Source organism: Ancylobacter defluvii, from assembly GCF_018390605.1.
Classification (GTDB): domain Bacteria; phylum Pseudomonadota; class Alphaproteobacteria; order Rhizobiales; family Xanthobacteraceae; genus Ancylobacter; species Ancylobacter defluvii.
This window is the reverse complement of sequence record NZ_JAHBGD010000017.1, coordinates 85,729-106,917: the sequence shown is the minus strand read 5'-3', so window position 1 is coordinate 106,917 and position 21,189 is coordinate 85,729. Positions and strand designations below refer to the sequence as shown.

Genomic DNA, 21,189 nt, shown 5'->3' with positions numbered 1-21,189 from the left:
CCTCTCCCCGTCCGAGCTCGGCTGTTGCTGAATTCGGTTCTGGCGAGGCCGAAGCCGGAAACATCCGGCTTCGGCGGAGAGGTGGCCCGCGTAGCGGGTCGGTGAGGGCGACGACGTTGGGAAGCGTCGGAGACCCCTCACCCCACCCCTCTCCCCGGCGGGGAGAGGGAATCAGAAGTCAGGCCCCTCCCGACAGGGAGAGGAATCGAAGTCCGGTGTCCGGAACGAAAGAGGTAGAGATGGCCGAAGCTTCAAGCCGCCCCGAAGGTTCGCGCGGTCTGTTCTGGACCACGCTGGTCATCGTCTACGCCGCCATCATGCTGTTCCCGATCTTCTGGATGGCGTCGATGATGGTGAAGCCCAACGAGGCGATGTTCGCGCGCCCGACGCAGTGGCTGTTCGTGCCCACGCTCGACCACTTCTCCTATGTGATCGAGCAGGGCTTCCACTGGAGCCTGCTCACTTCCTTCGTGCTGTGCACGGTGTCGACCGCGCTGGTGGTGATCATCGGCACGCCGGCCGCCTATGCGTTCGCGCGCTTCGAGATGAAGGGCAAGGACGACCTGTTCCTGTTCATTCTCGGCTCGCGCATGGCGCCGCCGGTCTGCCTCGTCATCCCGTTCTACCTGATCTACGCCAAGGTCGGCCTGCTCGACAGCTTCCTCGGGCTGACGCTGGCCTACATGACCTTCAACCTGTCCTTCTACGTGTGGGTGCTGCGCTCGTTCTGCCGCGACCTGCCGGTGGAGCTGGAGGAGGCGGCGGCGCTGGAGGGATGGTCGAAGGTGCAGATCTTCCGCCGGGTGGTGTTCCCACTGCTGCGCAACGGCATCGTCGCCACCAGCGTGCTGTGCTTCATCTTCGCCTGGAACGAGTTCCTGTTCGCCTTCATGCTCGGCGGCAAATCGGTAACGACGCTGCCGGTTTCCATTCCCAAACTGATCACCAGCCAGGGCGTGCGCTGGGGCGAGATGGCGGTGGTCGGCATGACGGCGCTGCTGCCGGTGCTCGCGGTGGTGTTCGTGCTGCAACGCCATATCGTGCGCGGGCTGACGCTCGGCGCCGTGAAGGGCTGAGGAGGACAAGATGGCGGAGCATTACCTGCCGGCGCAGCCGGGCACGGTGAACTGGGGCAAGTGGGACGCCACCCTGCCGCCGGCGCTGACCATCAAGTCCGGCGACCGGGTGGTCATCGATACGGTGTCCGGCGAGCCGGAGGACATGCCGGACTTCGCCGCCACCGGCTTCACCCCGGTGCCGGGCCATGCGGAGATTTTCGCGGGCACCCATCGCGGGCCGGGGCCGCATCTGCTCACCGGCCCGGTCTTCGTCGAGGGCGCCGAGCCCGGCGACGTGCTGGAGGTGCGGATGCTCGACATAAAGTTCCGCGCCGATTGGGGCTGGAATCTCCAGCTGCCGTTCCTCGGCACGCTGCCGGAGGACTTCCCGACCCTGCGGCGCCTGCATATCCCGCTCGACCGCGAGCGGCTCATCGCCACCATGCCGTGGGGGCAGGAGCTGCCGCTGGAACCGTTCTTCGGCAATTTCGGCGTCGCGCCGGCCCTCGAATGGGGGCGGCTGTCGTCCACCGAGCCGCGGGTGTTCGGCGGCAACATGGACAACAAGGAACTGGGCGTCGGCACCACGACCTATTTCCCGGTGTTCGCGAAGGGCGCGCTGTTCTCGGTCGGCGACGGCCATGGAAGGCAGGGCGATGGCGAGGTGTGCATCACCGCCATCGAGACCGCGCTGACCGGCACCTTCGAATTCCACGTTCGCAAGGACATGAAGCTGACCACGCCGCGCGCCGAGAAGGCCGACGAGTGGATCACCATGGGCTTCGATCCCGATCTCGACGACGCGGTGAAGGAAGCGCTGCGCGACATGATCGTGCTGATCTCCGCGCATTCCGGCCTGTCGGCGCAGGACGCCTATACTCTGTGCTCGCTGTGCGCCGACCTGCGGGTCACCCAGACGGTGGACGGCAACAAGGGCATCCACTGCGTGCTGCCCAAGCGCTTCCTTCCCGTGCGCCAAGGGGAAGCATGATGCGGAAGACCCGTTTCGGCATCTTCATGCCGCCGTGGAATTCGCCGCCGACGCAGAACATCACCACCTCGCTTCAGCGCAACATGGAGACCATCCAGTGGATCGACGCGCTGGGCTATGAGGAGGCGTGGGTCGGCGAGCATCACTCGGCTGGCAGCGAGATCATCGCCGACCCGATGGTGTTCCTCGCCCATGTCGGGGCGCTGACCAAGTCGATCAAGCTCGGCACCGGCATCGTGCCGCTGCCCTATCACAACCCCTACCATGTCGCCGACCGCATGATCCTGATGGATCACCTGCTGCGCGGGCGCTTCATGGCCGGCTTCGGCCCGGGCGGCCTGCCCAGCGACGCCTCGATGTTCGGGCTCGACCCGCGCCAGCTGCGCCCGGCGCTCGATCACGATCTCGGCGTGCTGATGAAGCTGCTCACCACGCTGGAGCCGGTGAGCGTCGAGACCGACCGCTACAGGCTGGTCGACGCCTTCTGCCAGGTGGCGCCCTATTCCGACCCGATGTTCGATGTCTGCGTCGCCGCCACCCGCTCGGAGGCCGGGCCACGCATCGCGGGAAAGCACGGGCTGGGCCTGCTTTCCACCGGCGTGATCTCGCCGAAGGAGGGCATGCCGGCGCCGCCGCTGCACTGGGACGTCTATGCCGAGGAGGCGGTGAAGCACGGCCACACCCCGGACCCGTCGCGCTGGCGGCTGGTGGTGAACGTGCATGTCGCCGAGACCCGTGAGCAGGCGGTGGCCGACATGCGGCACGGCTTCGATGCCTTCTGCGAATACACCCAGAAGACCATCGCCATGCCTTCGATCACCGCGGTGGGCGACACGTTCGAGGAGCGCATCGCCTGGATGAACGAGACCGGCATCGGCGTCATCGGCACGCCGGACGACGCGGTCGCCTTCCTCAAGCGCCTCGCGGCGCGGGCGGGCGATTTCGGCTGCTTCCTGATGCTGGCGCATGACTGGGCGAACCGCGAGGCGACGCTGCGCCATTACGAGCTGTTCGCCCGCCATGTCGTGCCGCATTTTCAGCCGACGCGGGCGCGGCTGCTGCAGGCCGAAGCCCGGTCGCAGGCAAGCCATGCCGCAGACCTGGTGAAGAACGCTGCCGCCATCAATGCCTGGCTGCCGCCCGGCGAGCAATTGCCCTCGACGAACTGAGGAACGTGCCGATGACCGAAACCCCGATGCCCACTGCCTACAAGGATCCCAAGCTGCCGCCGCCGGTGGAACTGCCGGAGGGGCCGGACTGGGTGGGCGTGCTCAAGGTGTTCGACGCCCATGTCGCCGAGACGCTGGTGGTGGCGGCGCGCACGCTCTATCCGCACCAGGACCTGCCGGAGCGGGTCTATCGCCGCACGGTTGTGGCCTTTGACGGGCTGGCGGCCAAGATGCCGGCGGTGGCGCAGGGCTTCGCCGAGTTCGTCGATCTGGTGGATGGCGCCATGCCGGTGCCGTTCCGCGAGCTGTCGGAGAGCTACCGCGTCAACGGGCTGAAGGCGATCGAGGGCACGGCCGCCTTCCGGCTGGTGCAGCGCACCACCGTGCGCTTCCTCTATGACGATATCGAGGTGTGGCAGGCCTTCGGCTATGAGGGCGCCTCGGCGCATCTCGGCGGCTATGTCGACCGCGGCTTCAACGATCTCGACTGGCTGCCCGAACCGCCTCCGGGCATCTGACGCGCCGTCCGCACACAGGTACGCAGCATGACAAAATATGATCTGGATGATTCCGGCGTCGTGGTGATCGTCGGTTCCGGTGCCGGCGGCGGTACGCTGGCGCATGAACTGGTGAAGCGCGGCGTCGAGGTGGTGCTGCTGGAGGCCGGCAAGCACCTGACCGCCGACGATTTCGTCAATGACGAATGGGCCGGTTACGAGATGCTGTCCTGGCTCGACAAGCGCACCGCCTCCGGCACCTGGCGCGCCGCCAAGGACCATCCGACCGCCCCGAGCTGGAGCTGTCAGGTGGTGGGCGGCACGACGACCCACTGGTCGGCCTGCTGCTATCGCTTCATCGAGGACGAGTTCCGGGCGAAGACGCTCTATGGCGAGATCCCCGGCACCAGCCTGATCGACTGGCCGTTCACCGTCGCCGACATCGCGCCCTATTACGAGCTCGCCGAGGCCAAGATGGGGGTGACGCGCACCAATGGCCTGCCCGGACTGCCGGCCAACAACAACTTCAAGGTGATGTATGCCGGCGGCTCGAAGCTCGGCTACAACGTCTCGACCGGCCGCCACGCCATCAACTCGATCCCCTATGACGGCCGCCCGGCGACCATCCAGGACGGCTTCACCATCACCGGCGACAAGACCGGCGCGCGCTGGTCGACGCTGGCGGTGGAAATCCCGCGGGCACTGGCCACCGGCAAGCTGGAACTGCGCCCGCAATCGCGCGTGACCTTCATCGAGCATGACGCGGCCGGCAAGGCCTCGGCCGTGGTCTATGTCGACGCGGCCGGCGTCACCCATCGCCAGAAGGCCCGCGCCGTGGTGCTCGCCGGCAACTGCATCGAGACCTCGCGGCTGCTGCTGCACTCGAAGAGCGGGCGCTTCACCGACGGCCTCGCCAATGGCTATGGCCATGTCGGGCGGCATTATCTGCGGCACATCATCCAGACCGTGTGGTCGATCTTCGACAAGCCGGTCTACATGCATCGCGGCGAGATCATGGGCGGCATGATCGACGACTTCGTCCGCCACGACCCGGCGCGCGGCTTTGCCGGCGGTTATTATATCGAGATGAACTCGATGGGGCTGCCGACCACCGCCGCCTTTCTCGACCCCGGCTGGTGGGGCCGCGATTTCGTCTCGGTGATCGAGCAATACCGCAACATGGCCGGCATCTTCATGTCCGGCGAGGACATGCCGCAGCCGGGCAACCGGGTGACGCTGGGCGACGAACTCGACGCCTTCGGCGTTCCGGTCGCCAACCTGCATTATGACGACCACCCCAACGACCTGAAGCTGCGCGTGCACGGCTACAAGACGCTCTCCGCCATCCATGCGGCGGCGGGGGCGAAGCGCTCGATCGAGGCGCCGTCCTATCCGGCGAGCCACAATCTCGGCTCCAACCGCATGGCGGCGAAGGCAGAAGACGGTGTGCTCGACGGCAATGGCCGGGCGTGGGAGGTGCCGAACCTGTTCATCGCCGACGGCTCGACCTTCTCCACCGGCGGCGCCTGCAACCCGACGCTGACCATCGTCGCGCTGGCGATCCGGCAGGCCGAGTTCATGGCCGGGCGGATGGCCGCCGGCGAGCTGTGAGGCGAGGGGAGTTCCGCTCCGCAGACATTACGTCATGGCCGGGCTTGACCCGGCCATCCATGCGGTTCCGCTCGGTGCCCAGGCGAGGGCGTGGATGCCCGGCTCACGTCCGGGCATGACGATGTTCGGGATCGTGAGCCGTTCGCAGCGGGGAGCATCGTGTCCGACTCTTTTACCGAGCCGACCACCGGCTACTGGCAGGAACTGACGCAGGAGGTGCCGTCGCGCTTCTCGGCGACGCCGCCTTTCCGTTTCGGCTACCCGGTGCGGCTCGCCGACGGGCGGGTGCTGGTGCTGCCGCTGCGGGCGCTGCCGGATGGCGAGCACGCGGTGGCCTCGCTGATCGCCAACCAGGCCTCGCACGCGGTGGTCGCGGCGCTGGCGGAGGCGATGGCGGAAGCCGCCGGCGATCTCGGCGCCGAGCTGGTGGCCGGGCTGCCGACGCTGGGGCTTTCCTTCGCCGCCCTGGTGGCGGAGCGGCTGGGGCAGAAGCGCTACGTGCCGCTCGGCTATTCGCGCAAGTTCTGGTACCGCGACGACCTCGCAGAGCCGGTCTCCTCCATCACCACCCCGGAAGCGGGGAAAAGGCTGCGGCTCGACCCCAACCTGCTGCCGCTCATCGAAGGGCGGCGGGTGCTGCTGGTCGACGACGCCATTTCCTCCGGCGCCACGGCGGTCGCCGCCTGCCGGCTGCTGACGCGGGCGGGGGCGGAGATCGCCGGCATGGCGGTGGCGATGAAGCAGACCAATCGCTGGATGGCGGCGATGCAGGACGTGCTGCCGGCGGAGCGGGTGAGGGCGGCCTATGGCTGCCCGCTGTTCGCGCGCGGGGAGGGCGGCTGGCGGCCGGTGGAGGGCACGCTGCCGGAGGTGCCTTGATCTTTCTCGCTATCCCGGACGGCCGCAGGCCGATCCGGGATTGTGTGCCGTACCCGACAGCGATCCCGGCTTTCCGCTTCGCTGTGGCCAGGATGACAGGCGCGGGTGGAAAATCAGGCGGCGCCTGACTTCACCTCTCCCCATTGGGGAGAGGTCGCCGCATGGCGGCGGGTGAGGGGGAGAGAGTTTGGCAGCCGAAGAAGGTCCCTCACCCCAGCCCTCTCCCCGACGGGGAGAGGGAGCAGGGCGTCCGTCAAGCCGCCGCGTTCGCTCCCGTCTTCGCCGCCTCGATGGCTTCCCATACCCGGAACGGGGTGAGGGGCATGTCGAGCTCGGTGATGCCGAGGGAGCTGAGCGCGTCGATCACCGCGTTTACGAAGGCCGGCGGCGCGCCGATGGCTCCGGCCTCGCCGGCGCCCTTGATGCCGAGCGGGTTGGTGGTGCAGGGCACGTTCTGCGTCGCCACCTCGAAGAAGGGCAGGTCTTCCGCGCGCGGGATGCCGTAATCCATGAACGAGCCGGAGAGCAGCTGGCCGCTGTCCGCATCGTAGACCACCCGCTCCAGCATCGCCTGGCCGATGCCTTGGGCGATGCCGCCATGCACCTGGCCGGACAGCACCAGCGGGTTCAGCACCCGGCCGAAATCATCGACCACGGTGTAGCGCTCGACGGTGATCGAGCCGGTGTCGGGATCAACAGCTACCTCGCAAATATGCGCACCATTGGGGAAAGTGCCGATCAACTGCTCGAAATCGCCGATTCCGGTGAGGCCGCCGGCCTTGGCGGCGACCTCCAGCAGGCCGACATGGCGGTTGGTGCCGGGGACGTGGAAGGCGCCGTCCTCGAACTCCACCTCGCGCGGGTCGCTGTCGAGCAGCTTCGCCGCTTCCGCATGCGCCTTGCCGAGCACGTCGCCGGTGGCAAGGCGCAGCGCGCCGCCGCCATGCACCATGGAGCGCGAAGCCACGGTGCCGCCGGCCGAGGGCAGCGGCTGGTCGGTGTCGCCGGTCTTCACGGTGATGCGCTCGGGCGGGATGCCGAGCGTCTCGGCGGTCATCTGCACATAGGTGGTCTCGTGGCCCTGGCCGGTGGACTGGGTACCGACATGCACCGTCACCGCGCCGTCGGCGGCGATCTCCACCACCGCGCCTTCCTTGCCGGGCACGCCGGTGCGCTCGATGTAATAGCCGAGGCCGATGCCACGCATCAGGCCGTCCGCCTGCGCCCGGCGGGCGGGGAAGCCGGCCCAATCGGCGGCCTGCATGGCGGTGCGCATCACCGCGGCGAAGTCGCCGGAATCATAGGTGACGCCGGCGCCGGTGGTGTGCGGCATCTCCTCCGGCGCGATCATGTTGAGCGCGCGCAGCGCTTCCGGCGCCAGCCCGAGCTGCCGAGCCGCCTTGTCGACGATGCGCTCGATGAGATAGGCGGCCTCCGGCCGGCCGGCGCCGCGATAGGCGTCCATCGGCGCATTATTGGTGTAGGCGATGCGCACATCGGTCGCCACGATCGGGATGCGGTAGACGCCCGGCGCCATGGGTGGGCCGGACAGCGTCGGGCAATAGACGCCGAAGGCCGACAGCGCGCCGCCGCAGGGCGCCATCGTCTCCACCATCAGCGCGGTGAAGCGGTTGTCGGCGTCGAGGCCGAGCCGGGCGCGCGAGAGATTGTCGCGGCCCTGCGTATCGGAGAGGAAGGCCTCGGCGCGGGTGGATTGCCAGCGCACCGGCCGGCCGAGCTTGCGGGCGGCATAGAGCACCAGTCCCTGCTCGGGATAGGGAATCGCCTTCATGCCGAAGCCGCCGCCGACATCCGGGGTGATGACCCGCAGCTTTTCGGCGGGCAGGCCGAACAGCGCCTCGAACAGCCAGGCGCGGATCATGTGGCTGCCCTGCGAGCCGGTGACGAGGGTGAAGTCGCCGGTCTCGCCGTCATAAAGCCCGATGGCGTTGCGCGGCTCCATCGAGGCGACGACGATGCGGTTGTTGACCACTTCCAGCTCGACGACGCGGTGCGAGGCTTTGAGCGCCGCCTCGGTTGTGGCGACGTCGCCATGGGCCCAGTGCAAAGCGAGGTTGCCCGGCGCTTCGGGGTGCAACTGCGGCGCGTCGTCGGCGAAGGCGGCGACGGGATCGACCACCGCCGGCAGGTCCTCGATGTTGAGCATCACCGCCTCGGCGGCCTCCAGCGCTTGAAGCGCGCTCTCGGCGACCACGAAGGCGACCGGCTGGCCGAGATAGGTCACCTTGCCCTGCGCCAGCGGATGATAGGGCGGGGTCGGCATGCGGCCGCCCTCGACATGGTCGAGCACGATGACGGCGGGCAGGGTGCCGATGCCGTCAGTGGCGAGATCGTCGCCGGTATAGATGGCGAGCACGCCGGGCATCTCCCGCGCCGCCTCGGCATCGACGCCGTTGAGTAGGCCGTGGGCGACCGGGGAGCGCACCACGAAGCCATAGGCTTCGCCATCATAATGGATGTCGTCGGTGTAGCGGCCGGTGCCGGTGATGAAGCGCTGGTCCTCGACGCGCCGGAACGGCTGGCCCACACCGAATTTCATCGCTCTCGTCCCCTTCGATCCCGTCGCCGCAGCTTAGAACCGCTCTGCGCTCTTGCCAATGATACTGTTTGTGTAAAGATCAGCACATGTCGTGTGATAATCTCGATAATCGAATAGGATAGTGCATCAGACAAGATGCTTCGTCAGGGGATCGACCGGCCGTGGACATGCAGGAAACGAGCCATGAGGCTAAGGGTGGGCGCGGGGTCGGCGCCTCGCTCCGGCGCAAGGAGGATGCGCGGCTGCTGGCCGGCCGCGGGCGCTTCATCGGCGACATGCGCTTCGCCGGCCAGCTTGAGGTCGCCTTCCTGCGCGCGCCGCTCGCCCATGCGCGCATCAAGGCGATCCATATTCCTGAGCACCTGAAGGGGCGCGCCTTCACCCATGCCGACATGGCGGGCGTGAAGGACATTCTCGCCAAGACCGGCCTGCCGGGGTTCCGCGTTTCCGCCCAGCCCTCGCTCGCCAGCGGCAAGGTGCGCTTTGCCGGCGAACCGGTGGTGATGGTGCTGGCCGACACCCGCGCCGAGGCGGAGGATCTGATCGAGGAGATCCGCGTCGACTATGAGGAACTGCCGGCCAATCACGACATGCTGCGCGCGGTCGAGCCCGGCGCGGCGCTGGTGCATGACGACTGGCCGGACAATGTGTTCCTCATCTCGCAGACCGACAGGTTCTTCGACGAGGCCAGGCTCGCCGGCGCGCCGATCAAGGTGACGCGCGAGGTGCGCACCAGCCGGCAATGCATGTCGCCGCTGGAGGGCAAGGGCTGCATCGCGGTGTTCGAGCGCTATCTCGAGCAATTGACGCTGTGGACCTCGACGCAGATGCCGCACATCGTGCGCTCCGGTCTCGCCGAATGCCTCGGCCTTGAGACCCGCAAAATCCGCGTGGTGGCGCCGGATGTCGGCGGCGGCTTCGGCTGGAAGGGCCTGCTGCAACCGGAGGAGGTGTGCTGCGCCTGGGCGGCGCTCAAGCTCGACCGGCCGGTGAAATGGCTGGAGGACCGGCGCGAGCACCTGATCGCCGCCGCCAATTGCCGCGAGCATCATTACGTCATGACCGCCTATGCCGATGCCGACGGCACGCTGCTCGGCTTCGAGGCGGTGGCGCATGTCGATGCCGGCGCCTATTCGGTCTACCCGTTCTCGGCCTGCCTGGAAGGCGCGCAGGTGGTGTCGAACCTGCCGGGACCGTACAACCTGCCGGCCTATCGCTGCCGCACCTATTCGGTGTGCTCCAACAAGCCGCCCATCGTTCCCTATCGCGGTGTCGCCCGCACCGGCGTGTGCACGGCGATGGAGTTGATGATCGACGCGGTCGCGCGCGAGGCCGGGCTCGATCCCTATGACGTGCGCCTGCGCAACCTCGTCCGCCCGGAGCAGATGCCGTTCACCTCGATAACGGCCAAGGAGTTCGACATGGGCGACTATCCCGAGAGCCTTCGCCGGGCGCGGGAGATGATCGGCCATGAGGCGGTGCGGGCGCGGCAGACGCAGGCGGAAGCGGATGGCCGCAAGATCGGCCTCGGCTACGCCACCTATTGCGAGCAGGGCGCGCACGGCACCTCGGTCTATCACGGCTGGGGCATCCCCATGGTGCCGGGCATCGAGAGCTGCGGAGCCCGGCTGACCCCGGACGGCACGCTGGAGGTGCGCCTCGGCGTCCAGAGCCACGGCCAATCCATGGAGACCACCATGGCGCAGATCGCCTGCGAGGTGCTCGGCATCGATCCGGGGCTGGTCAATGTGGTGCATGGCGATACGGCGATGACGCCCTATTCCACCGGCACCTGGGGCTCGCGCTCGGCGGTGATGGCCGGCGGCGCGGTGGCGAGCGCCTGCGAGCGGCTGGGCGAGCGGCTGAAGAAAATTGGTGCGCATCTTTTGCAGGCGCCGGAGGAGGCGGTTAGCATCCGCGATGCCGAGATCGTCGGGCCGAACGGCTCGGTCAGCTTCAAGGAGGTGGCGAAGACCTGGTACCTCGCGCCGCAGAACCTGCCGGCTGACATCCACTCGGACGGGCTCGATCTCGTTGCCGGCTACAAGCCGACGGTGGATACCGGCACCTTCTCCTATGCCAGCCATGCCGCATTGGTGGCGGTGGAGCCGGAGACCGGCGAGGTGGAGATCCTCGACTACGTCATCGTCGAGGATGGCGGGGTGCTGATCAACCCGATGGTGGTGGACGGCCAGATCTATGGCGGCACCGCGCAGGGCATCGGCACCGCGCTCTATGAGGAGATGACCTATGACGAGCACGGCCAGCCCTTGGCTTCGACGCTCGCCGACTATCTGCTGCCCGGCGCCGGCGAGATGCCGAATGTACGCATCGACCACATGCAGACGCCCTCGCCCAATACCCGCTTCGGCCAGAAGGGCATCGGCGAGGGCGGGGCGATCGCGCCGCCGGCCGCGCTGGGCAACGCCATCAATGATGCGCTGAAGGGCATGGGCGTCGAGCTCTCCATGTCGCCGATGACGCCGCGCCGGGTGCGCGCGGCGGTGGCCGCCGCGCGCGAGGGGGCGGTGTCGTGAAGGCGGCGCGTTTCGACTATCTGCGTCCCGCCTCGGTGGTGGAGGCGGTGGCGGCGCTGGCGCAGGATGCCGGCGCCAAGCCGGTGGCCGGCGGCCAGAGCCTCGGACCGATGCTGAACCTGCGCCTCGCGCGGCCCTCGACGCTGGTGGATGTGAGCAAGATCGCCGATCTGCGCCGCGTCGACGAGCGCCCGGACGGCGTGCTCTACGGCGCGGCGATCACCCATGCCGAGTTCGAGGACGGCACGGTGCCGGACCCGACGCCGGGCTTCCTCGCGCGCGTCGCCCACGGCATCGCCTATCGCGCGGTGCGCAATCGCGGCACGGTGGGCGGCAGCCTGGTCCATGCCGATCCGGCCGCCGACTGGCCGACCACGCTGACCGCGCTCGGCGCCCGCGTGGTGCTCGCCGGGCCGTCCGGCGCGCGCGAGCTGGCGCTGGAGGATTTCATCCTAGGCGCCTTCTCCACCGCGCTGGCCGACGGGGAGATCGTCACCGGCGTGTTCATCCCGCGCTGCTCGCCGCAGGCGCGTTTCGGCTACCGCAAATCCTGCCGCAAGGTCGGCGAATTCGCCGAGGCGATGTGTGCCGTGCTGGCCGATCCCGCGCGCGGTGTGCACCGCCTCGTGGTCGGCGCCACCGAGGGGCGGCATATCGTGGTGACCGAGGCGGCGGCGGTGATCGCCGATCCTGCCTTGCTCGATGCCCGGTTGACCGCCGCCGGCCTTGCCGCCGAGCCGGCGACGCTGCGCCTGCATCAGAAGGTGGTACGCCAGGCGATCGAGCAACTCACGACCGTGCCGGAAACCGAAAGCCTGCCCGCATGATCCCGATAAAGCTCGAAGTGAATGGCCGACCGATCGAGGTGCGCGTCGAGCCGCGCCAGCACCTCGCCGATTTCCTGCGCGAAGAGATGCTGCTCACCGCCACCCATCTCGGCTGCGAGCATGGGGTGTGCGGCGCCTGCACGGTGCTGATCGACGGCGCGCCGGCGCGCTCCTGCATCGCCTTCCCGGCGATGCTCGACGGCGCCCGCATCACCACCGTCGAGGGGCTGGCCGACGACGCGGTGGCGGCGGAGCTGCGCGAGGCCTTCATGGACGAGCACGGCCTGCAATGCGGCTTCTGCACGCCCGGCATGCTGGTGATGGCGCGCGACATCGTGCTGCGCCGGCCGCAGGCGGACGAAGACGTCATCCGCCATGAGTTGGCGGGCAATCTGTGCCGCTGCACCGGCTATGTCGGCATCATCCGCGCGATCCGGAAGGTGGCGGCTGGCCGTGCCGATGCGGTGGTGACGCGCGGCACCGTATTGGAGCCGCCGGCCTATGCCTCGCCGCTCGCCTTGCCGGTGTCGCCGGCTCGGGTCGCGGTGGAGGCGCCGTTGGCACCCTCGCCGGCGGCGGCGATGGCGGGCGCCGGGGAGGGTGAGGCTGAGGCCGAACCGCTGCGCAACCCGGTGGAACTCAGCGAGAGCTTCGAAGTGCCGGCGCCGCGTGCCGAGGTGTGGGCGCTGTTCCAGTCACCGGAGCAGGTGATCGCCTGCCTGCCGGGGGCGCGGCTGACCGCGCCGAGCGACGGGCGCACGCTCAAAGCCGAGATGGTGGTGAAACTCGGGCCGATGCAGGCGGCGTTCGGCGGCGCCGGGCGCATTACGCCGGATGCGGCGAACTGGTCCGGCACCATAGACGGACGCGGCGTCGATGCGCGCAGCGCCACGCAGGTGCGGGCGCGGCTCGGCTATCGCCTCGCGGAGATCGAGGCGGATGCGGCGACGCGGGTGAGCGTCGACGTCGCCTATGTGCTGCAGGGGCCGCTGGCGCAGATGAGCCGCGGCGCCATCGCCCGCGACGTCGCCGCGCGGCTGACGCAGGCCTTCGCCGCCAATCTCGCGGCAACGGTGAAGGGCGAGACGCCGGCGGCGCAGAACGCTTCGCTGGATGCCGGCGCGCTGGCGTGGAGCGTGATCAAGGGCTGGCTCGCGCGGTTGTTCGGGCGCGGGTGAGGGGGCTCGGGGCGGCAGGCAAACTGTCCCTCTCCCCGTTGGGGAGAGGTGGCCCGCGCAGCGGGTCGGTGAGGGGAGACGCGGCTGCGGAAGCTTGGAGCGTCCTTCCCCCCTCACCCCACCCCTCCCCCCTGGGAGAGGGGGGTTCCTCGCTCTCGTGTCGCAGCCGGCCACCGCTACCGCAGCAGGTCGACATCCAGCTGCACGCAGTCGCCGCGATAGATGATGTCGGCGACATAGATCACCGTGTCGCTGTCATCGGTGACCACCAGATGCGCCTCCACGGTGGGGAAGCCGATGCCGATGGCGAGCAGGTTGGCGACGCGCGGTTCCACCGTGCCGACGATGAAGGATTGCCGCGCCCGCGTCACCTTGATGGCGTCCAGCGTCGAGACCACGCTGATGGTCGGCTCGCGGTCGAAGCGGGCGGGGGCGAGCTTGTAGATGTTCTCGTCGAAATGCACCCGCGCGAAGGAATAGGGCTGGCCGCGCCGCGACTGCACGCTCTCCAGATAGCGGTACTGCGTCGCCGGGTTGCCATCCTCCGGACGGATCTGCGGCGGAGCGGCGGGGGCGGCGCCGGACACGAAGCGCGGCACGTTGGCGCCGATGATGCTGGGGATCGAGTCCCATTTCAGGTCCAGCTTCAGCCAGCGTTTCTCCTCGACCGAGCCGGAGACGAAGGTGCCCTTGCCCTGGATCCGGCGCACCAGACCCTCGCCCTGCAGCACCTCCACCGCCTGGCGGACGGTGACGCGAGCCACCTGGAATTCGGCTTCCAGTTCCTGCAGCGTCGAGATCTTCTCGTTCGGCCCCCAGACGCCGTCCTCGATGCGGCGGCGGATGACGCCGGCGATCTGCAGATAGCGCGGCACCGGGCTGCGGCGGTAATCGGGATTGGCCAGTGCGGCCGTGTTGTCCTTCAGCATCGGCGTGTGTCGCACTCGGTCGCAGCAGCCTCAATCTAACGGCGGAATCAGCGAAGTGTTCTTATGTTCTCTATCACATAAACTTATCAAGCCGTCTCGTTACTCGGGTTCGCAGGCTGTCACCACCCCGGAAATAAGATTGGCCGAATAAAGCGCGGCGAGATCGATCTCTGCCGCTGCGCGCACCGGCGTCAGCGAGGCGATCAGGCTCGCCACCTCGCGCTCGAGTGCCCGGCGCGCCTCTTCCGCCTCGCCGACGCTCACCGCCCGGAAGCGCAGCTCGGCGCCGGGGAGCAGCCGGCCGGCGCGGGGCAGGTCGGCGGAGATCACCGTGGCGATCTTGGCATAGCCGCCGACCGTCTGGTGGTCGGCGAGCAGCACGATGGGCAGGCCGGAGCCGGGTACCTGGATGGCGCCGGTGGCGATGCCGTCGGAGGTGATGTCGGCGCCGGCGCGGAAGGCGAGCGGCGCGCCGTCGAGGCGGATGCCCATGCGGTCGGCCTCGCGCGAGACGCGATAGGCGGTGTCGAGGAACGTCGCGAGGCCGGCCTCGGTGAAGGCGTCGTCCTGCGGGCCGAGCACCACGCGCAGCACACCGTCGAAAGCCAGGGATGGCGGGCGCGGCAGTTCGAGGCACGCACCTTCCGGTGTCGCGATGCCGACCGGCAGGTGGTCGCCGGCCTTCAGCGCCCGGCCGTCCAGCCCGCCGAAACCGCCCTTGAGATCGGTCGCCCGCGAGCCCAGCACGGCGGGCACGTCGATGCCGCCCGCCACCGCCAGCACCGCCGCGCCGCTGCCGCGCAGCGGGCCGATGCGCACGCCGGCGCCCTCCGGCACGTCGATGGCCCGCCATGCGGGATAGCTGCGCGTCTCGCCGTCGCGCGTCACCTCGATGGCGGCCTCGGCGCCGGCGAGCGCGAGGCGCACCGGCCCGCCCTCGACGGTGAAGGCGGGGCCGATCAGGCGGCACTCCAGCGCGGCGGCGCCGGGCTCATTGCCGATCAGGGCATTGGCGAGGCGTAGCGCCACCATGTCGAGCGCGCCGCAGACCGGCACGCCATAGGCCTGCGCCCCGGTGCGGCCGAGATCCTGCACCGTGGTCTGCGGGCCGGGCTGGGTGAGGAGGAGGCGGGCGCTCATCGGCCGACCTCCTGCTCGGGCCGATAGGTGCCGCGCGCGACCGCCTCGGCTATGGCCGCATGTTCCTCGGCCGCGACAGGCCGGAAGCGCACGCCGTCGCCGGGGGCGAACAGGGTCGGCGGCGTGGCGGCATGGTCGAAGAAACGCAGCGGCGTGTTGCCGATCAGCCGCCAGCCGCCGGGCGATTCCACCGGATAGACGCCGGTCATGCGCTGGGCGATGGCGACCGAGCCCGGCGGCACCCGCACCCGCGGCGTGGCGAGGCGCGGCAGCTCCAGCTCCGGCGGCAGCACGCCGAGATAGGCGAAGCCGGGCAGGAAGCCCTGCACATAGACGCGGTAGAGCGTGCCGGCATGGCGGGCGATCACCTCCGCCGGCGACAGGCCGGTCGCGCTGGCGACGTCGTCGAGATCCGGCCCGGCCGCGCCGCCATACAGGGTGGGGATCACCCACACCCGCTCCGGCGCGCTCACCACCGCCTCGCCGAGATCGAGACCGTCCATCGTGTGCTGAAGCGCGGCGGCGCTGGTGACGAGCGGGTCGTATTGCACCAGCAGCGAGCGGAAGCTCGGCACCGTCTCGGTGACGCCGGGCAGCGCGGCCTCGCGGATCAGCGCCGCGGCGCGGTGCACGCGGGCGTTCAGCACCGGATCGATGCCGGTGCCGAACTCGATGGCGAAGGCGGTGTCGCCGACGCTGAGGAAGCGGGCGAGGCGGCCGAGGCGGTTGTCGTCCGGCGCGGGAGGGGTCGCCACCATGGCACTCCGATAGATGCAGCGGTCAGGGACGATATCGCCTTGCGGCAATCATCCTAATGTTAGTATGTTTCAGCTTGAAAGGCATGATTATTTAATGCCTTAATAACGCAGCTGTCGAGAGGGCGAGGGCTCCCCATCGGGCTCATCGGTTTAGGAGGCGTCTTTGGCAACCCGCATCAACATCAACGCCGACATGGGCGAAGGCTACGGTCATTATGACATCGGCAACGATGCCGCGATCCTCAAGATCGTGCAGAGCGTCAATGTCGCCTGCGGCCTGCATGCCGGCGACGCCACGGTGATGCGCGACGTCTGCCTGAAGGCCAAGGAGAACGGCGTCTCGATCGGCGCGCATCCCGGCTTCAACGATATCTGGGGCTTCGGCCGCCGGCAGATCCGCATGAACGCCAACGATCTCGAATATCTCGTCGCCTACCAGCTCGGGGCGCTGGCCGGCATGGCCGCCTATGCCGGGGTGAAGGTGACGCATGTGAAGCCGCATGGCGCGCTCAACAACATGGCCGCCATCGACAAGGACTATGCGCTGGCCATCGGCCGGGCGATCAGGACCGTCGATTCCAGCCTGTATTATCTCGCCCTGTCCAATTCGGAGATGGAAAAGGCGGCGCTGGCGCTGGACCTGAAGCTCGCCCGCGAGGCATTCATCGACCGGCTCTATGACGATGAGGGCAATCTGTTCACCCGCACCGACCCCCGCGCGGTGATCAAGGACCCGCAGGTGGCGGCCGAGCGCACCGTGCGCATGGTGCAGGACGGCGAAATCATTTCGGTAAACGGCAAGAAGATGCCGACGAAATTCGATTCGCTGTGCGTACATGGTGACGAGCCGACCGCGATCGCGGTGGCCGGCGCGGTGCGCGATGCGCTGAAGGCGGCGGGGATCGAACTGCTCACCCTGCCGGAAGTGATGGAAGGCTGACGAGCATGCACGACGCGGCGGCGCGGTGGGACGAACTTGCCCGGCAGGTGCTGGAGGAAGGCGGCCTCGACCGCGACGCCGCGATGGCGCTGGCGGCCAAGGGCGACGTCGCCGGGCTGATGCGCGCGTCGGCACGGGTGCGCGATGCCGGCTTCGGCAGCGTGGTCACGGTGTCGCGCAAGGTGTTCATCCCGCTCACCCAGCTCTGCCGCGACGTCTGCCACTACTGCACCTTCGCGCATCCGCCGCGGAAGGGGCAGCGCGCCTTCCTCACGCCCGAGGAGGTGCTGGAAATCGCCCGTGCCGGCGCCCGCGTCGGCTGCGACGAGGCGCTGTTCACCCTCGGCGACAAGCCGGAGCTGCGCTACAAGGTCGCCCGCGAGGAACTGGCGGCGCTCGGCTATGCCAGCACGGTCGATTATCTCGCGGCGATGGCGGAGCTGGTGCTGCGCGAGACCGGCCTGCTGCCGCATCTCAATGCCGGCGTGCTGACGACCGCCGACCTGCGCAGGCTGCGGAAGGTCTCCGCCTCGCAGGGCATGATGATCGAGACCACCTCCGAACGGCTGTCGGCGCGCGGCGGCCCGCATTTCGGCTCGCCGGACAAGCTGCCGGAAGCGCGGCTGGCGACGCTGGAGGCGGCGGGCGAGGCCGGCGTGCCCTTCACCACCGGCCTGCTGATCGGCATCGGCGAGACGCGGGCGGAGCGGGTGGAGGCCCTCCTCGCCATTCGCGATTCCCATGCCCGCCACGGCCATGTGCAGGAAGTCATCATCCAGAACTTTCGCGCCAAGCCCGGCACACGGATGGCCGATGCGCCGGAGCCGAGCCTCGACGAGCATCTGTGGACGATTGCCGTGGCGCGGCTGATCCTCGGCCCGGCGATCTCGATCCAGGCGCCGCCCAATCTGCGCGCCGACGAGCTTGGCCCGCTGATCGCCGCCGGCCTCAATGACTGGGGCGGCGTCTCGCCGGTGACGCCGGACCATGTGAACCCGGAGGCGCCGTGGCCGGCGCTCGCCGCGCTCGCCGCCGCCACGGCGAAGGCCGGCAAGGTGCTGAGCCCCCGGCTCGCGGTCTATCCGGCCTATCTGTTCGACGCGCCGCGCTGGCTCGACACGGCCGTGGCGCCTTATGTGCTGCGCCGCGCCGACGCCGGCGGCCTTGCCCATGAAAGCGGCTGGCGGGTGGGCGAGGGCGAGAGCTTCGAGAGCACGGTCGTCGAGTGGCCGGCAAATCCCGTGATCGCACGCCCGGCCATCGCCGGCGCCGGCGGCGAACTCGCCGCGCTGTTCGACAAGGCGTTCGACGGGCGCGGGTTGGACGAGGCCGAAATCGTGCGGCTGTTCGAAGCGCGCGGGCACGAGGCGCGCCGCGTGACCGAGGCGGCGGATGCGCTGCGGCGCCGGGCGGTGGGGGACACCGTCTCCTATGTCGTCACCCGCAACATCAATTACACCAATGTCTGCGCCTATCGCTGCGGTTTCTGCGCCTTCTCCAAGGGCAAGCACAACGAGCATCTGCGCGGAAAACCCTATGAGCTCGACCTCGGCGAGATCCAGCGCCGCACCATCGAGGCGTGGGAGCGCGGCGCCACCGAAGTGTGCATGCAGGGCGGCATCCACCCGGATTTCTCCGGCGAGACCTATCTGTCGATCGTGCGCGCGGTGAAGGCGGCGGTGCCGGACATGCATGTCCATGCCTTCTCCTCGCTGGAGGTGCGGCACGGCGCGGCGACGCTCGGCCTGTCGCTGACAGAGTTCCTCATCGCGCTGAAGGAGGCCGGGCTCGGAACGCTGCCCGGCACGGCGGCGGAGATCCTCGACGACGAGGTGCGGGCGATCATCTGCCCGGACAAGCTTAACACCGCCGAATGGCTGGAGACGGTGGGCGCGGCGCATCGCGTCGGGCTGAAGACCACCTCCACCATCATGTTCGGCCATGTCGACCATTACCGCCACTGGGCGCGGCATCTCATCCGGCTGCGGCATTTGCAGGAGGAAACCGGCGGCATCACCGAATTCGTGCCGCTGCCCTTCCTGCACATGGAGGCGCCGCTCTATCTCAAGGGCGGCACAAGGCAGGGGCCGAGCCGGCGCGAGGCATTGCTGATGCATGCGGTGGGGCGGCTCGCCTTGCATCCGGTGATCCCGAACGTGCAGGCGAGCTGGGTGAAACTCGGCGAGGGCGGCATCGTCGCCGCGCTGAAGGCGGGCGCCAACGACATTGGCGGCACGCTGATGGACGAATCGATCAGCCGCGCCGCCGGCGGCATGCACGGGCAGGAATTCCCGCCGGACCGGATGGAGGCGGCGGTGCGCAACGCCGGCCGGCTCGCCCGCCAGCGCACCACCACCTATCAGGACGCACCCTCGCGGCAGAAGCAGCGCTCCTATGCCGCCAATGCGCTCACCCCGCGCGTCGAGCCGGCGGCGGGCAAGTTCGCCAAGATCGGCAGCCTGGCCGCGCGGCGGGGGTGAGGCGCCCGTCGCCGGCCATCGTCTGGCGTGGTCAGTCGATCGGCATCATCGGCCCCCAGGGGCCGTCACCCCAGGGGCTGTAATCAAAGGCGGCCTGCTGGTTCATCATGGCGGTCATCTGCTGCTCGTTGACCATGCGCTGCTGGAACGCCATCTGCTGGTAGTTCTGGAAATTCTCCTGCGTGCCGACATAGAGGCAGCCGCACACCGTCGGGTCGGCATAGAGGAACACCGGCTGGCCGTTCTGGCTCTGGACGGTGAATTTGTGCGGCGGCAGCTTCTGCAGCGAGGCCACCTTCTCCGGCGTATTGGCGAGGCGCATCTGGAAGCCGGCGGCGGAGAGCATGTTCTCCTTGTCCTGGGTGGCGGTCACGCATCCGGCGGCGGTAAGGCTGACCAGCGCCAGCGCGGCGATCGAAGGCAGTTTCACGGCAGGCTCTCCTGAGACGATACGCGAATTCCCGGCAACGCAACGGTAGCAGCGCGAGGCCGGGAGTCGAGTGAGGCAGGCCGCCCCGCCGCGGTTTCATCGACGCAAGGCTAAGAATTTCTTCCGGTCGTGCGGTGGCATCCGGCCTCCCGCGGCGCCGGCGTGACCGGCCGGAGCTTTAACCCCGGATCGTTCGCCGGCTCACTTCCGCAGCAGCGGCAGCACCTCGTGGGCGAGCAGGTCGATCTGCTCCTTCTCGTAGCGCCAGGGCACGAAGACGATCTTCTTCACCCCGGTCTCGATGTGGCGGGCGATCTGCTCGGCGCATTCGGCCGGGGTGCCGACGATGGCGCTGTCGAAGGTCGACAGCGAGCCCTTCGACAGGTCCCACTCGGAATTCAGCCACTCGGTCATTTTCGGCAGGCCGACCTCGCGCGGGCCGACATAGATCGGCAGCTGGTTGAGGCTGTAGAGCGAGGCCGGGTCGCGGCCCTCTTCCTCGGCGAAGGCGGAGATCTTGGCCCAGGCCTCGTTGTAGCCTTCCGGCGTGTAGAAATAGGTCAGCCAGCCGTCGCCGCGCTTGGCCACCCGCTTCAGCACCGCATCGACATAGCCGCCGATCAGGATCGGCGGATGCGGACGCTGCACCGGCTTGGGGAACATCACCGCCTTGCGCAGGCTCAGTTCGTCCCACTCGCCGGTGACGCTGTCCTCGGTCCACAGCCGTTTGATGATGTCGAGGTTGCGGTCCATGATCTTGCCGCGGCGGTCATGGGCGATGCCGATGGCGTCGAATTCGCGCTTGTACCAGCCCACCGCCGCGCCCAGCATCAGCCGGCCGTTCGAGATCAGGTCCATCGAGGCCAGCTGCTTGGCCAGCACCACCGGATTGCGCAGCGGCAGCACCAGCACGCCGGTGCCGATCTTGATGGTCTTGGTGCGCGCCGCCACCGCGGTGAGCAGGGTCAGCGAATCGATGATCGGGAAGTGCGGATCGGTGCCGAGCAGGATGTGATCCCACACCCAGAGTGACTCGAAGCCGAGTTCCTCCATCCGCACCCCGTATTCCACCAGCGCCGGGGCGTCCGGCAGCTCGGGGAAGCGGGTGAAGTTGCGCATGGCGATGCCGAAGGAGACGGGAGCGGGCATGGGTGAGAGAGACCTTCTTCTCAGCTCTCCCAGAGGGGAGAGGTCGGCCGCTAAAG

Annotated in this window: 17 protein-coding genes; 11 read left to right on the top strand and 6 right to left on the bottom strand. The window is 68.8% G+C overall.

Translation table 11 applies throughout. From position 1 onward, the window contains the following. Positions 1–239: 239 nt before the first annotated feature. The 6 genes from KHC24_RS12165 to KHC24_RS12140 all read left to right on the top strand — a co-directional run bounded on the left by KHC24_RS12165 (position 240) and on the right by KHC24_RS12140 (position 6,205). Positions 240–1,076 (top strand): carbohydrate ABC transporter permease, encoded by an 837-nt coding sequence (locus KHC24_RS12165; RefSeq protein WP_213363541.1) that lies wholly within the window; start codon positions 240–242, stop codon positions 1,074–1,076. Positions 1,077–1,086: 10 nt separating this feature from the next. Further along, a complete protein-coding gene (locus KHC24_RS12160; RefSeq protein ID WP_213363540.1) occupies positions 1,087–2,049 on the top strand; it encodes an acetamidase/formamidase family protein in 963 nt (320 codons plus the stop codon). Continuing rightward, the gene (locus tag KHC24_RS12155; protein ID WP_213363539.1) at positions 2,046–3,218 is read left to right on the top strand and encodes an LLM class flavin-dependent oxidoreductase; all 1,173 of its coding nucleotides are present in this window, start codon (positions 2,046–2,048) and stop codon (positions 3,216–3,218) included. The genes KHC24_RS12160 and KHC24_RS12155 overlap by 4 nt, the downstream gene beginning before the upstream one ends. 11 nt (positions 3,219–3,229) lie before the next feature. Further along, a complete protein-coding gene (locus tag KHC24_RS12150) occupies positions 3,230–3,736 on the top strand; it encodes a hypothetical protein (protein ID WP_246546841.1) in 507 nt (168 codons plus the stop codon). Between the two features lie 27 nt (positions 3,737–3,763). Further along, complete coding sequence (locus tag KHC24_RS12145; RefSeq protein WP_213363538.1) at positions 3,764–5,326, top strand: GMC family oxidoreductase; 1,563 nt, start codon at positions 3,764–3,766, stop codon at positions 5,324–5,326. 159 nt (positions 5,327–5,485) lie between these two features. Then, a complete protein-coding gene (locus tag KHC24_RS12140; protein ID WP_213363537.1) occupies positions 5,486–6,205 on the top strand; it encodes a phosphoribosyltransferase in 720 nt (239 codons plus the stop codon). A gap of 253 nt (positions 6,206–6,458) precedes the next feature. Here KHC24_RS12140 and KHC24_RS12135 read toward each other — a convergent pair whose 3' ends face one another. Then, entirely contained in the window at positions 6,459–8,765 is a 2,307-nt protein-coding gene (locus KHC24_RS12135) for a xanthine dehydrogenase family protein molybdopterin-binding subunit (protein WP_213363536.1), read from the bottom strand. Between the two features lie 167 nt (positions 8,766–8,932). Between KHC24_RS12135 and KHC24_RS12130 the strand changes: the two genes are divergently transcribed. The 3 genes from KHC24_RS12130 to KHC24_RS12120 are packed head-to-tail and all read left to right on the top strand — an operon-like array spanning position 8,933 to position 13,307. Continuing rightward, the gene (locus KHC24_RS12130) at positions 8,933–11,302 is read left to right on the top strand and encodes a xanthine dehydrogenase family protein molybdopterin-binding subunit (RefSeq protein WP_213363891.1); all 2,370 of its coding nucleotides are present in this window, start codon (positions 8,933–8,935) and stop codon (positions 11,300–11,302) included. Beyond that, positions 11,299–12,129 (top strand): FAD binding domain-containing protein, encoded by an 831-nt coding sequence (locus KHC24_RS12125; protein WP_213363535.1) that lies wholly within the window; start codon positions 11,299–11,301, stop codon positions 12,127–12,129. The genes KHC24_RS12130 and KHC24_RS12125 overlap by 4 nt, the downstream gene beginning before the upstream one ends. Beyond that, positions 12,126–13,307, top strand: coding sequence for a xanthine dehydrogenase family Fe-S subunit (locus tag KHC24_RS12120; protein ID WP_213363534.1), 1,182 nt, complete (start codon positions 12,126–12,128; stop codon positions 13,305–13,307). The genes KHC24_RS12125 and KHC24_RS12120 overlap by 4 nt, the downstream gene beginning before the upstream one ends. A gap of 176 nt (positions 13,308–13,483) precedes the next feature. Here KHC24_RS12120 and KHC24_RS12115 read toward each other — a convergent pair whose 3' ends face one another. From KHC24_RS12115 to pxpB, 3 genes are all read right to left on the bottom strand, one after another. Then, on the bottom strand, positions 13,484–14,236 hold the full coding sequence (locus KHC24_RS12115; protein WP_213363533.1) for a GntR family transcriptional regulator: 753 nt from the start codon (positions 14,234–14,236) through the stop codon (positions 13,484–13,486). A 99-nt stretch (positions 14,237–14,335) separates the two neighbouring features. After that, entirely contained in the window at positions 14,336–15,376 is a 1,041-nt protein-coding gene (locus KHC24_RS12110; RefSeq protein WP_213363532.1) for a 5-oxoprolinase subunit C family protein, read from the bottom strand. Next, on the bottom strand, positions 15,373–16,131 hold the full coding sequence (pxpB, locus tag KHC24_RS12105; RefSeq protein WP_271180671.1) for a 5-oxoprolinase subunit PxpB: 759 nt from the start codon (positions 16,129–16,131) through the stop codon (positions 15,373–15,375). The genes KHC24_RS12110 and pxpB overlap by 4 nt, the downstream gene beginning before the upstream one ends. A gap of 166 nt (positions 16,132–16,297) precedes the next feature. Between pxpB and KHC24_RS12100 the strand changes: the two genes are divergently transcribed. Together KHC24_RS12100 and cofH are read left to right on the top strand one after the other, a co-directional pair. Beyond that, positions 16,298–17,074, top strand: a complete 777-nt coding sequence (locus KHC24_RS12100; RefSeq protein WP_213363530.1) for a LamB/YcsF family protein — start codon at positions 16,298–16,300, stop codon at positions 17,072–17,074. A 5-nt stretch (positions 17,075–17,079) separates the two neighbouring features. Further along, complete coding sequence (gene cofH / locus KHC24_RS12095; RefSeq protein ID WP_213363529.1) at positions 17,080–19,554, top strand: 5-amino-6-(D-ribitylamino)uracil--L-tyrosine 4-hydroxyphenyl transferase CofH; 2,475 nt, start codon at positions 17,080–17,082, stop codon at positions 19,552–19,554. A 31-nt stretch (positions 19,555–19,585) separates the two neighbouring features. Here the strand turns inward: cofH and KHC24_RS12090 are convergent, their stop codons facing one another. Both KHC24_RS12090 and KHC24_RS12085 read right to left on the bottom strand, forming a co-directional pair. Further along, complete coding sequence (locus KHC24_RS12090) at positions 19,586–19,984, bottom strand: hypothetical protein (protein WP_213363528.1); 399 nt, start codon at positions 19,982–19,984, stop codon at positions 19,586–19,588. A gap of 201 nt (positions 19,985–20,185) precedes the next feature. Next, positions 20,186–21,133, bottom strand: a complete 948-nt coding sequence (locus KHC24_RS12085; protein WP_213363527.1) for an LLM class flavin-dependent oxidoreductase — start codon at positions 21,131–21,133, stop codon at positions 20,186–20,188. Positions 21,134–21,189 lie beyond the last annotated feature (56 nt).

Coding starts and splice junctions, on each gene's coding strand:
- KHC24_RS12165 (WP_213363541.1), top strand. CDS start 240: ATGGCCGAAGCTTCAAGCCGCCCCGAAGGTTCGCGCGGTCTGTTCTGG.
- KHC24_RS12160 (WP_213363540.1), top strand. CDS start 1,087: ATGGCGGAGCATTACCTGCCGGCGCAGCCGGGCACGGTGAACTGGGGC.
- KHC24_RS12155 (WP_213363539.1), top strand. CDS start 2,046: ATGATGCGGAAGACCCGTTTCGGCATCTTCATGCCGCCGTGGAATTCG.
- KHC24_RS12150 (WP_246546841.1), top strand. CDS start 3,230: ATGACCGAAACCCCGATGCCCACTGCCTACAAGGATCCCAAGCTGCCG.
- KHC24_RS12145 (WP_213363538.1), top strand. CDS start 3,764: ATGACAAAATATGATCTGGATGATTCCGGCGTCGTGGTGATCGTCGGT.
- KHC24_RS12135 (WP_213363536.1), bottom strand. CDS start 8,765: ATGAAATTCGGTGTGGGCCAGCCGTTCCGGCGCGTCGAGGACCAGCGC.
- KHC24_RS12130 (WP_213363891.1), top strand. CDS start 8,933: ATGCAGGAAACGAGCCATGAGGCTAAGGGTGGGCGCGGGGTCGGCGCC.
- KHC24_RS12120 (WP_213363534.1), top strand. CDS start 12,126: ATGATCCCGATAAAGCTCGAAGTGAATGGCCGACCGATCGAGGTGCGC.
- KHC24_RS12115 (WP_213363533.1), bottom strand. CDS start 14,236: ATGCTGAAGGACAACACGGCCGCACTGGCCAATCCCGATTACCGCCGC.
- KHC24_RS12110 (WP_213363532.1), bottom strand. CDS start 15,376: ATGAGCGCCCGCCTCCTCCTCACCCAGCCCGGCCCGCAGACCACGGTG.
- cofH (WP_213363529.1), top strand. CDS start 17,080: ATGCACGACGCGGCGGCGCGGTGGGACGAACTTGCCCGGCAGGTGCTG.
- KHC24_RS12085 (WP_213363527.1), bottom strand. CDS start 21,133: ATGCCCGCTCCCGTCTCCTTCGGCATCGCCATGCGCAACTTCACCCGC.